General features: G+C 55.6%; 14 protein-coding genes. 2 read left to right on the forward strand and 12 right to left on the reverse strand.

Annotated features, from left to right (window positions below; translation table 11 throughout):
• The 12 genes from tnpB to OS035_RS31615 all read right to left on the reverse strand — a co-directional run.
• On the reverse strand, positions 1-271 hold a 271-nt coding region (gene tnpB, locus OS035_RS31560; protein WP_331814994.1), incomplete at its 3' end, for an IS66 family insertion sequence element accessory protein TnpB.
• On the reverse strand, positions 252-698 hold the full coding sequence (tnpA, locus tag OS035_RS31565; RefSeq protein ID WP_080667677.1) for an IS66-like element accessory protein TnpA: 447 nt from the start codon (positions 696-698) through the stop codon (positions 252-254). The genes tnpB and tnpA, both read right to left, overlap by 20 nt.
• Positions 699-784: 86 nt before the next feature.
• Complete coding sequence (locus OS035_RS31570; protein ID WP_033181216.1) at positions 785-1,318, reverse strand: peptidase S14; 534 nt, start codon at positions 1,316-1,318, stop codon at positions 785-787.
• Between the two features lie 11 nt (positions 1,319-1,329).
• Positions 1,330-1,641, reverse strand: coding sequence for a hypothetical protein (locus tag OS035_RS31575; RefSeq protein WP_331815002.1), 312 nt, complete (start codon positions 1,639-1,641; stop codon positions 1,330-1,332).
• Positions 1,638-1,838: a putative nitrogen fixation protein NifT gene (gene nifT, locus OS035_RS31580; RefSeq protein WP_027688422.1), complete on the reverse strand. Its 201-nt coding sequence runs from the start codon at positions 1,836-1,838 to the stop codon at positions 1,638-1,640. The genes OS035_RS31575 and nifT overlap by 4 nt, the downstream gene beginning before the upstream one ends.
• 167 nt (positions 1,839-2,005) lie before the next feature.
• The gene (locus OS035_RS31585) at positions 2,006-2,200 is read right to left on the reverse strand and encodes a 4Fe-4S binding protein (protein ID WP_003563211.1); all 195 of its coding nucleotides are present in this window, start codon (positions 2,198-2,200) and stop codon (positions 2,006-2,008) included.
• Between the two features lie 33 nt (positions 2,201-2,233).
• Complete coding sequence (gene nifB, locus OS035_RS31590) at positions 2,234-3,709, reverse strand: nitrogenase cofactor biosynthesis protein NifB (protein ID WP_331815061.1); 1,476 nt, start codon at positions 3,707-3,709, stop codon at positions 2,234-2,236.
• Between the two features lie 241 nt (positions 3,710-3,950).
• On the reverse strand, positions 3,951-5,036 hold the full coding sequence (gene nifA, locus OS035_RS31595; RefSeq protein ID WP_331815010.1) for a nif-specific transcriptional activator NifA: 1,086 nt from the start codon (positions 5,034-5,036) through the stop codon (positions 3,951-3,953).
• Positions 5,037-5,234: 198 nt separating this feature from the next.
• Complete coding sequence (locus OS035_RS31600; protein WP_331815013.1) at positions 5,235-5,531, reverse strand: ferredoxin family protein; 297 nt, start codon at positions 5,529-5,531, stop codon at positions 5,235-5,237.
• 12 nt (positions 5,532-5,543) lie between these two features.
• Complete coding sequence (locus OS035_RS31605; RefSeq protein WP_331815016.1) at positions 5,544-6,851, reverse strand: NAD(P)-binding protein; 1,308 nt, start codon at positions 6,849-6,851, stop codon at positions 5,544-5,546.
• Positions 6,852-6,861: 10 nt separating this feature from the next.
• Positions 6,862-7,974 carry an electron transfer flavoprotein subunit alpha/FixB family protein gene (locus OS035_RS31610; protein WP_128408910.1) on the reverse strand — a complete coding sequence of 371 codons (1,113 nt, stop codon included), beginning with the start codon at positions 7,972-7,974 and terminating at the stop codon, positions 6,862-6,864.
• 16 nt (positions 7,975-7,990) lie between these two features.
• Entirely contained in the window at positions 7,991-8,839 is an 849-nt protein-coding gene (locus OS035_RS31615; protein ID WP_128408909.1) for an electron transfer flavoprotein subunit beta/FixA family protein, read from the reverse strand.
• Between the two features lie 566 nt (positions 8,840-9,405).
• On the opposite strand from OS035_RS31615, the gene nifH reads away from it, so the two are divergent.
• Both nifH and nifD read left to right on the forward strand, forming a co-directional pair.
• A complete protein-coding gene (gene nifH / locus OS035_RS31620; protein WP_033181225.1) occupies positions 9,406-10,293 on the forward strand; it encodes a nitrogenase iron protein in 888 nt (295 codons plus the stop codon).
• Between the two features lie 91 nt (positions 10,294-10,384).
• Entirely contained in the window at positions 10,385-11,905 is a 1,521-nt protein-coding gene (gene nifD, locus OS035_RS31625) for a nitrogenase molybdenum-iron protein alpha chain (protein WP_331815022.1), read from the forward strand.
• The last annotated feature ends 19 nt before the right edge of the window (positions 11,906-11,924 follow it).

An 11,924-nucleotide genomic window follows, 5' to 3' on the forward strand; every position in this document is an offset into this window, starting at 1 on the left:
AAATGCCAACCACGCCAAAACCTTCAACTGAATGCGAAAGAGAGATGCAGTATGAATGCAGATCGTTCAGGATCAGCACAAAGCCCGAGCGATCGAAGAATAACAGCTTCACGCGGTCACGCCTGCGATTACAAAAGGCAAAAACTGCCGGGGCAAACGGATCGATTGCCATCGTCTCCTGGACCAGAACCGCAAGGCTGTTGATGCCGGCTCCGAAGTCGATCGGTTCGCGATGCAGATAGACTTGAAGATCAGCGCCCAGCTTGAACATGACCCAAGGCTCCGATTACGGCCGTCAATGCGTCCAGATCGCCGCATTCCAGCGTCAATCTCACACCATTCGGCAATGACGCGCTCATCTTCGCTGGAGGACACAGCGGGCCGTTCCTCTCCACTTTTGGCGGCAGCTCCTCACGATCCGTCGCAAGCATCTCAATGTCAAACTTGCTGCTCGCGGCGGCGACCTGAACCGGAATAAAGACTGATGGCGAAGACGGCGGCAATGGATGGGCCTGGGTGTGTTTCCTGATCCATTTCCAAACGAGGTTTGCGTTGACCCCGTGTAGGCGCGCAAGTTTCGATACCGATGCGCCAGGTTCAAGGCAGGCCGCAACAAGGCGATCTTTCGAACGTTGATCGAAACGGCGTCTCCCATTCCGACCAACCAGCCGCACGGCAAGTTTTTGACATTCATCCATAACTTGGTGTCCACCTCTTTTAGGTGGACACCTCATGCCAAAGCTCACTCAATTACTGAAGGTGCGGTGATATTCGCGGTTACAGCCTATTGCGTAGCCGTGCCCCGATATTTCCGGAAAAGTCGAACGACGCGCCCGATCTTTGACGGTTGGTTGGCGTCGGACGTATCGAGCTGCAAGGTCACAATAGGAGGTTCGGAGAAGGGATCGCACTCGATAGCCACGTTAACGGCGCCTAACATGTCAGCGCCGGCCCTGAAGGCGCCCAGCGCGTACGCACAACCCGAGCCTATCGCGATGAAGTCGGCCTCGATCGGGCCGGAAGGATAAATGCTGTTGTTGAAGAAAAATCTCGAGCCATCGACCTTTACCAGGAGCGCCTCAAAATCGGGCTCGTTCGTGCCAAACGCTTCCTTGCTCATGCCCCCCGTCACCCACTGCGTGACGAATTCATTCATACCGGGAACGGTGGACGAGACGCCGAGCAGCGAGCCTTTGTATTTCCCTGCCTCGATCCGGTGAATCTTCCTCTTGGCGCCGATCGGATGGCTGCTGCCGGAGAAGGCGCGGCTGTCAGAGGCCATTCTCCGAATCTTGGCGTCGTAGACGATGGTGGTCATACACCGAGCCCTCACTTGATGCGCTTCGGGCGCCTGATGGTGTTCGTAACCGACTGAAACCGGACCTGTGCCGAGTCAGGCACTTGCTTTATGCAAGCCGCGATATTCATGTGTTCCCGGGCTGCAAGCGAATGCTGTCTTGGTGTCTCGGGTTGTTCATGCGCGAAATGAAAAACGTAATCGTAAGATTGGGCATGTTTATCCTTCACGTGAACCAATGCCGTTATTTCACAAGATGGCTGCGCCAGCCGTTCCCTTCGCACATCGGCAGCCGCCGCTGTCGAAAGTCCGATGTTCGGTCCGCCCGTGTCAGTCCTGATCATTGCTTCCTCGCCTCGACTGTGATGGGTAAGCGGGTGCTCTGCGCTAGGTCGGGGAGGGCGAGGAGCCATCCGTTCCTTAGCAATACAAAGCCGCCCCACAAGTCATGACTCTCCACCGCGACAACCGGCTCCTCGACATCCTTTTTGGACATATAGATCGACAAGCCGGCCCCATTTCTCCGGATCATTGCTTTCATTTACTGTACCTCGTTTTACACGTGCTCCATTTCGCACCCGTTGGAACCGACGATGCTGCCACGCTCAACCACCTCATTGTTCCATGGGTTGCTGTCGAGGAGGATGCCCGCCTGCGCCAAAATGCTTTCGCAGGCGGGCCCCTTTTGCTTTCGTTTAGTACGGCTGCTCAGGCAGGAACGCAGGTGTTCGGCATGGGGCAAATGGCTCTGCATTTGGGCGCGTCAAACTCAATCCTGCACTCGGTGCATATTTTAGGATCGACCACGAATCTGTCAGTTTTGAAACTGATTGCGCCTGAGGGGCACTCAAATTCGCATGCGCCGCATTGGGTGCATTGTGAGGCGATGATTTTGAAGGCCATGATTCAGCTCCTCTGGTTTAGTCAAAGCGTGTGTCAAGTCGCGGCTGCTAAAGCGTCGTCGTGAAGCACCGCGCTATAATGAGCGTCGATTGCCTGCTCGATGTAGGAGCCGCCATAAGCGCCCGTTGCTCGAACACCTCGGCGTGCGAGTTTATTCGTAGGGCCCTTGCCGATCTGAGAACAAAGCAGCAGATCTAAGCCTTCGAGCGCGTTGATGATACAGTTGAGAGTAGCATCCTCCCCCCATCCACCAAGGCAGTACGGGTCGATCTTCAGGTGACCTATCAACCCGATGCCTTTTTGACAGACTGAGAAAATATGTATTTCCTGGGCATGGCCGAAGTGTTCATTGATCCGGCCCCCGCCTTTGCTGGTGACAGCAATAAGGAGAGTTGCGTTAGATCGAGCTGGGGCGATTGCTGTCGTCGCGTTCCTTGCTTCTGATGTTTGGCCGCGTTGCTCGCGCTCGATCAACTGGCGATAGGCATGGCGCTTGCCATTATCGTAGGTTGCGCCAACTGCGAGTTGCAAAATCGTGAATTCGTGTGCGCGGTCATCACGGAGCAGACCGACTGCGTCGGCACGGCACTGGCGGCAATGGCGCATCACCTTCGTGTCGCCTTCCAGCCGGTCCCGAAGTGCGTTCAGTTCGTAAGGGCCAGGGCAACGCTGACCGTTCAGACCATAGAAAGTACCATGTGAAGGCTCCGAAATCAGGGGCATTACGTTGTGCATGAACGCCCCCCTGTCCTTGACCCACTTGTTAACCTCGATGAGATGCTCGTCGTTGATGCCGGGGATCATCACCGAATTGACCTTGGTTAGGATTCCGCGTTCTGTCAGCATTTCGAGCCCCAACATTTGCTTTTCATGAAGGATCCTGGACGCGTCAATGCCGTTGTAGCGGCGGCCATCATAGAATATCCAGGGGTAGATCTTGGACCCGATCTTCGGATCTACCATGTTGATCGTGATCGTTACGTGCCCGACATTCATGTCGACAAGCTCATCGACATGTTCAGGAAGGGCGAGGCCATTGGTTGAGATGCAAAGCTTGACGTCGGGGATTTCGCGGGCGATCGGTATGAGCGTCGCTTTTGTCTTCCTCCAATCGTAGCAGGCATCGCCTGGCCCGGCGATGCCTACCACCGAAAGCTGCGGGACTTCGCTGGCGACCGCCATGGCCCTGCGCAGCGCCTGGTCGGGAGTGAGCCTATGTGATGCTACTCCTGGCCTGCTTTCGTTGGCGCAGTCGTATTTTCGATTGCAATAATTGCATTGGATGTTGCAGGCTGGTGCGACCGCGAGATGCATCCGCGCGAAATAAAGATGCGCCTCCCGAGAGAAGCACGGGTGGTCTTTGATCTTTTCAATGATTGCTGGAGCCATAGCATTCGGCTCTGAACTGCCACGGGACGAAGATGCATAGTCACCGAACGTTGTTGCCCCCGGCTCGCGTGCGGCAGGTGCTGTATTGGTGATCCTACACTTACTCATCCCTCTGGACATTACGAACTCCAATGATGCTTGAAAGCTCAGTTCCGCGAGCAAGAGCGATGCCAACTTCAGAAAAGTCCCCTTTCCAGCTGGATCTGCTCTTCGTTGTCCGCTTTAGACCTCTTTGCTACAGGGTTTTGTCGGAGACACGACAGGGCCGCTTGGCAGACCTTGCCGGGTGGGGGGAACTAGAATTGCCGGGCGTTTGTTGGGCGCGGCCTGCCGTACCAGGTCCGCGCCAATGACCTCCTTGCTAGAAGACTTTTCGTTCGATCCCGTGCCGGCGCAGAGAGTAACCGACCTGTCGCGGCGTACGACCAAGGAGCCGCGCAGCTTTAGCCTGAACCCATCCGGCCGTCGCCATCGCCTGTTCCAACCGATCTCTGCCGATCAGACCTGACTGTCCCATTTCGGTTTCGGGCGCGAAGGCGGCGGCATCTCGCGGCTGTCCCATTGACACCGTTTCACCTCGAGCGAGCCCATGAATTGCGCCTTTTCCAACTTGTTCGGCAACTGCCTTTCTGAGGATCGGGGAATAGCATCGACCCTGTTCACAGGCGAGATCTTGAGGAACGATGACGTCCGAACGGGCGAGAGTTGCGGTCCTCTGTGTGCAGTTTTGCAGCTCACGAATATTGCCCGGGAACTCGCATTTCGACAGGATATCGAGCGCCGAGGGTGCGAAGCTTAACGAACGGCCGTTCTCCCTGTTGAAACGCTGAAGGAATTTTTGGGCCAAACGCGGGATGTCACCATCGCGCTGCCTGAGTGGTGGCAAAGTGATCGGTACGACATTGATCCGGTAATATAGGTCGGCTCTGAATTCTCCCGCCGCCACGGCCGTTTCTAGATCCTTATTGGTCGCGCATACCAACCTGACGTTGACTTTCAATGTTCTCGTCCCACCGACACGCTCAAGTTCGCCTTCCTGCAAGACGCGCAGCAACTTGGCCTGAAACTCGGCCGAGATTTCTCCTATTTCGTCGAGCAGCAAAGTTCCACCGTGCGCCAGCTCGAACCGACCTTCTTTCTGAGAGGTAGCGCCGGTGAAGGCGCCTTTCTCGTGCCCGAATAGTTCCGATTCTAAAACGCCTGCCGACAGCGCAGCGCAATTCAGCTTTACGAAGGGCTTTTCGCGGCGCGACGAGGAATCATGTATCAGCTTTGCAAAGAATTCTTTGCCCGTGCCGCTCTCTCCTCTCAACAAGACAGGCGAGTTGCTCCTTGCGACAATCTGGGCGATTTCCAAAACCTCCTTGAGTGCGGCACTCTCGCCGACAATTTCAGCACCCGGCCGCACTGTCGATTTGGGCATCTTCTCATCATCTGATCCAGCCACGGGACTACTCCACTCAGCACGTGGTTGAGAGTGCTTTGGGCACTCAGGACAATCCTGGAACGTCCTCCGCGCTACATATTGGACTTCGAAGGTCAATAAAAATTACAAATTGGTAGGGCGTTCCACCAGCCGGTTCGTCATTGTTTGCTTACCTCGCGTTTGCCGCCGAACGGCTGTATCGACTACAGAAGAAGCTGTTCATCCAAACTTGAAGAGAACGCCGAACCCACCTCGTGGATACGTCCACTCAATGTCGCCGTCGGGTCCGCATAACACGTTGCATGTCCCGCATTCCAAGCAGCCATCGGAAACGATGATCACTTGACGTCTGTCGTTCAGCTGATAGCATTTCGCCGGACACACTTGCGTCAAGGCGATCAGGTTTTGGCTTGGAAACAGGTTTTTCCTGACCGATATGTGTGGGCGGCCCGGGTCAACCAGATATCGGTTCTGGTAAAGCTTGTCCTCAACACGCCGTTTAACGATGGCCTTCATCTGGATCTCCTTTTAGCGCCACGCGCGGGCGAGCCGGACTGCGTCTGAAATCAATCCCCACCGGGATCGTGCTTTCAAGAAGGCGGCAGACGTGGCCTTTTCCTTGTCGAGTTTTGAAGTTCCGTCGACACGGACGAAACTTTGCGCAGCCTTAGATATCAACTTTGGATATGAAACAAACAAGTTCTGGCTGTTGGCATGGAGAAACCTTGGCATCTCTTTGTGCTTCATCAGATCTTTGATGACGAAGGATGAGTCGAGCATGCTCTTGTACAAAGCCAAGTTGCTTTTCACCATCGAGCCGCCACGATCCTTTACTTCTGCGATCGCTTTGCCCGCCAGGTAACCTGATGTCATCGCAAGGTTCGAGCCCTCCCGATGTGCGGTATTGTTCAGCTGGGCCGCGTCTCCAACCACGACCCACCCATTGCCGAAGAGCTGTGGGATAGCCGTAAAACCGCCTTCCGGAATGAGATGCGCAGCATATTCCTTCACCTCAGACCCGGCGATCAATGGCCGAATCGAAGGATGGTGCTTGAAGGCTTCAAGCAGATCGTATGGCCTTTCCATGGCCGCGGCCAAACCGGAAACGAGGCATCCTATTCCAATAGAGATGGACTCCTTGTTCGTATATAGAAAGCCAAGCCCTGGGACTCCCCGTGAAATTGTACCGCCTGCCTCGATCACACAGCCTTCGTCTGCAGTCAGGCCGAAGCGTTCTGCGATAACGTCCTCCGGTAGGAAATGCATCTCTTTCACGGCAAGTGCCACGCTGTCCGGCTTGGGAGTTTCGCGCAAACGCCCTCGTGTTCCAAGGAAGCCGTTCACCCCCTCAGCAAGCACCACGACGTCGGCAGAGATGGCCTCGCCGGGTCGGTCGGTGTATACGCCTGTCACGTTGCCCCTCGAATCCTGCTTAAGCCTTGTGGCCAATGTTTCGCAGAGGACGGTGCATCCGGCCTCGCGCACCTTGGCCGAGAACCATCTATCGAATTGGGCACGGATGATCGTGTATCGGTTTGGCCGCCGTTCGTTGAAGTCATCCGACCGATAGTGAATTCCGGTGTGCGACGCGCCGTCCATGATCCAGAAGCGCTGCTCGACGAGATGCCGTTCAAGCGGCGCGTCATCGCGGAAGTCTGGAATGATCTTTTCCAGCGCGTCGGCGTACAGTATCGCTCCTTGAACGTTCTTCGAACCCGGGTATTCGCCGCGCTCCAACTGCAGCACTTTCAGACCACGCATGGCCATCGCATAAGCAGCCGCGTTACCCGACATACCTGCCCCGACGACAATCGCGTGAAATTTCTCGCCCTTCATTAGCCACACCTCAGTTTACTTGCATCGACTGGTCATGCAGCGGTAGTCGCCTGATGAACGCTGCGGTCAGCGCCGGCAGAAGACCGATGGCATCAGCCACAACTGCGACATGGGCGAAATCGAAGATCGGGGCGTTGCTGTCGGTGTTGATGGCAACGATCAAGTCAGCCCCTTCGACACCAACCCGATGTTGGACTGCCCCTGATATTCCAGCCGCAAGATAGAGCTTGGGCCGGATCGTCTGGCCCGTTTGGCCAATCTGTCGATCAACCTCCATCCAACCTTTTTGAACCAAAGGTCGGGAGCAGCCGAATTCACCGCCAATCGTCCTCGCTAGAACCATCACACGTTCCAGATTCTCGGCGGTGCCAATACCAAGCCCGCCAGCGACCACGATATCTGCATAGGCGAGGTTGATTTTTTCCGATCGTTCATCCGGAAGGAAGCCGAGAACCTTTGTGACAATCTCTTCCTCAATCATCATCAAGTCATGCCGAATGATAGGTCCAATCGCATGGGTCACGCGTTTGGGGGTCGCCATGACCCGGGGTCGCACTGTCGCCATTTGCGGGCGAGAGTTGAGAGTGTAGATCGTGCACAGCAGCGAACCGCCAAATGTGGGCCGGGTCGCTGCGAGCGAGCCGTCTGCATCGACATCCAATTCGGTGCAGTCAGCCGTAAGCCCTGTTTCCAAAGTAGTTGCCACAGAACCGGCAAGATCTCGCCCAAGCGAGGTGGCGCCAAGAAGCAGAATTTCCGGCTTATGAAGGATGACCAGGTCTGAGAGAGCTTTGGTGAAGGGCTCGTTTCGGTAGTCCGATAGCAGCGGTGACTCGACGAAGTAGGCGAGATCGGCCCCGTAAGCGAACGCCTCTGCAATGGCAGACCGAACTCCTAGGTCTTCCGCGGTTCCAATAACCACTCCCGCCAGTTGAACGCCAAGCTTATCGGCAAGCTTGCGTCCTTCACCGAGCAGTTCAATAGACACGGGATGCACTTGGCCTCGTTCCAGCTCGATGAAAACCCAGACGTGCCGATTGTCGCGGAAGTGTCTGGGCAATTCCTTCTTCGCGCTGGCGCGACTGACGATTGGAGACTGACTTTCAGCTTGGTGGGCTTCCATTTATGCTCCTTGTTTCTCACGTGAGCCCATTCGGTTGAAAGCTCGCTTCCAATGCGGGCTGGTGCTCGAAGATCGATGCGATTATTTCGTCAACCAGCGGACCGCACTGGTCATCGTTTAATTTGATTTGGATTGCTTTTTCGGCCCTTGGGGTGGGGGCGAATACGCGCTTGACGACGGTCGGTGATCCTCTCAAGCCGCAATTAGCTATCTCCACAATACCGGCGTCGGCTGCACGCCAGGTCGGTATTTGCGCGCGTGCGGCACGCAACGCGTCAGCGACGGAGCCGCGACGGATGGCGTTGACGCCTTCAAGGACACTGATCAAGCACGGTAGTTGGCTCTTCAGCATTTGTGTGCCGCCTTCCGAACGGCGCTCCACCGTGATCTCTCGGGCATGAAGATCGACTGAGACAATTTTCGTTACGTAGGTCAGTTGTTGCAGTTCGAGACGCCTGGCAATCCCCGGCCCCACCTGCGCAGTATCGCCGTCGATCGTCTGCTTGCCAGTAAACACGATTTCAGGCGCATGGCGGAGTCCAAGGTTCGTGATAGCTCGCGAGATAGCAAATGAAGTTGCCAAGGTGTCTGACCCGGCGAAGTGACGGTCGCTCAGGAGTACCGCTTCATCTGCGCCGTATGCCAGAGCTTTCTCCAGCGCTTGTTTTGCCATAGGCGGGCCCATGGTAAGCACAGTGACTTTACCCCCATACCGGTCACGCAGTTTGAGAGCTTCTTCCAAGGCGAAAAGATCATAAGGATTGATGATGGTCGGCACGCCCTGGCGCATGATGGTATTCGTAACCGGATGAACCCGGATCTGTGCAGAGTCAGGCACTTGCTTTATGCAGACCACGATATTCATGCTGTCTTTGGCTCCGACCGAAATGTAGTAGTTTGTGTCTCGGTCGGTCCTAGCAATCGTCGTGCCAGGCCGATTGCGCGGTGATTAACTCGCGAGTTTCGGGCGGGTCGAGTTTGCTATTGGTCCAACAGTGCGACAGCTTTGCCAGGTTTGCGACACGGGTGGCTGCATGCGCTCGGCAGCGGTGCAACACTGCTTGCGCGATTTTTTGACCGCAAACGATTTCGCTAGAGCTCCGCGCCGCTTTCCAATTGCCAGCATTTGCGTCAAGTGCGGCTCATTCGACGGAGACGTGCTTGCGCAGAGTTACCGTGGCTCTCCGAGAGCCTCAGGACATATGTGCGACATTGTCGTCAATTTTGTCGGCTTCGTGACACGACTCAGGATTCTTCGGTCCGGAATTTCATCCCCCCTAAGTGTTTGCGGGAGCACCAGTTTCCGTTCTGCCCTATCAATCAACTCAATTGGCACGACGCTTGAAAATTGTTCTCGGGCTGCGACGGAAGCAGCCGCGTCCGATGTCGCGGCATCACCTCGGTCGGTTCGAACACGAAAAGGAAGTAATAATGGCTGCTCTGCGTCAGATCGCGTTTTACGGAAAGGGAGGTATTGGCAAATCCACTACATCCCAGAATACGCTCGCCGCCCTTGTCGAACTTGGGCAGAAAATCCTCATCGTCGGCTGCGACCCCAAAGCTGACTCGACGCGATTGATCCTGAACTCTAAAGCACAGGGCACGGTTCTGGATCTAGCCGCAACGAAGGGTTCAGTCGAAGATCTGGAACTTGGCGACGTGCTAAAAACAGGCTACGGCGGCATCAAATGTGTGGAGTCGGGCGGCCCGGAACCTGGCGTCGGCTGCGCCGGACGAGGCGTCATCACATCGATCAACTTCCTGGAAGAAAACGGCGCCTATGACGATGTCGACTACGTCTCCTATGACGTGCTCGGAGACGTGGTGTGCGGGGGCTTCGCTATGCCCATCCGCGAGAACAAGGCTCAGGAAATTTACATCGTCATGTCCGGTGAGATGATGGCCCTGTATGCTGCAAACAACATCGCGAGAGGCATCCTCAAATATGCCAGCGCCGGAAGCGTGCGGCTGGGCGGCCTGATCTGTAATGAGCGGCAGACCGACCGCGAATTAGACCTCGCCGAAGCCCTGGCCGCCAAGCTCAATTCGAAGCTCATTCACTTCGTGCCGCGCGACAACATTGTGCAGCACGCGGAGCTTAGAAAGATGACCGTGATCCAATACGCGCCACGCTCCAAACAGGCGGCGGAATATCGATGGTTGGCTGAGAAGATCCACTCCAATTCGGGAAAGGGCACGATCCCGACTCCTATCACCATGGAGGAACTGGAGGACATGCTGCTCGACTTCGGGATCATGAAGTCGGACGAGCAGATGCTCGAAGAACTTCTCGCGAATGAGGGGCAGGCGACGTCCTAAAGATGGGCGGAGCGGATGACGCACCGTGTTAATCGACAAACATGCCTCCTTGTCGAGGCTCAATGCGAACCTTCGAGAGAGGAAAGGCCCTATGAGCCTCGACTACGAGAACGACGGTGATTTCAACGCAAGGCTTATAGATGCGGTACTCTTGCAGTATCCGGATAAGACGGCTAAGCGCCGCAAAAAACACCTTGGCGTGGCGAAGGGCAGAGAGGCACTCGAGCGGGGCTCCGATGCGCTTTGCGAGACCGGGGTGAAATCCAACATCAAGTCTATTCCGGGCGTGATGACCGTTCGCGGCTGCGCTTATGCCGGCTCGAAGGGTGTCGTGTGGGGCCCGATCAAGGATATGGTCCATATATCACATGGGCCTGTCGGTTGTGGCCACTATTCCTGGTCGCAACGCCGCAACTATTACGTCGGTCTGACGGGTGTCGACGCCTTTGTCACCATGCAATTCACGTCTGATTTTCAAGAGAAGGATATTGTTTTTGGTGGCGACAAAAAGCTCGAGAAGCTCATCGATGAAGTTGAGGAACTGTTTCCACTGAACAATGGTGTGAGCTTGCAGTCCGAGTGTCCAATCGGATTGATCGGAGACGACATAGAGGCTGTGGCGCGCAAGAAGGCCAAGGAGCACGACAAAACGATCGTGCCAGTGCGATGCGAAGGGTTTCGTGGCGTGTCGCAATCGCTTGGCCATCATATCGCCAACGACGCGATACGGGACTGGGTTTTCGATAAAAGAGAGGCCGACTTCGAACCCAGCCTTTTCGACGTTAACGTCATAGGTGACTACAATATCGGCGGCGATGCATGGGCCTCACGCATTCTGCTGGAGGATATGGGGTTGCGGGTAATCGGCAACTGGTCGGGAGATGCCACACTCGCGGAGGTGGAGCGTGCACCAAAGGCTACGCTCAACCTTATTCACTGCTACCGGTCCATGAATTACATCGCTCGGCATATGGAGGAAAAGTACGGCATTCCCTGGATGGAGTACAACTTTTTTGGTCCTTCCCAGATCGAAGCTTCTTTGCGCAATATCGCCGCGTTTTTCGGGCCGGAGACCCAAGATAAGGCCGAAGCACTCATCACCAGATACCAACCTCTCGTCCAGGCGGTGACGGAGAAGTACCGTCCGCGCCTTATTGGCAAAACTGTGATGCTCTACGTCGGCGGATTGCGTCCCCGCCATGTCATCACCGCCTACGAGGATCTTGGAATGGAGATCGTTGGTACGGGCTACGAATTTGGCCACGGCGACGATTACGAGCGCACGGGCCATTATGTCAAAAAAGGTACGCTTATCTACGATGATGTGACTGGCTACGAGCTCGAGAGCTTCATCGAGGCCATTCGCCCGGACCTCGTAGGCTCGGGCATCAAGGAAAAATACCCGGTTCAAAAAATGGGCATACCGTTCCGTCAGATGCATTCTTGGGATTATTCTGGTCCGTATCACGGCTATGACGGCTTCGCCATTTTTGCCCGAGACATGGATCTTGCCATCAACAATCCGGTCTGGGGCCTCTACGACCCGCCATGGAAAGAAACGCACAGCTCCGATGCAGGCGGTGCCTGCAGTTGTGGCCGGGATGATGAATAATTTTTGCTGAGCGACAACA

This window comes from Rhizobium sp. 268, from assembly GCF_036571585.1.
Classification (GTDB): domain Bacteria; phylum Pseudomonadota; class Alphaproteobacteria; order Rhizobiales; family Rhizobiaceae; genus Rhizobium; species Rhizobium redzepovicii.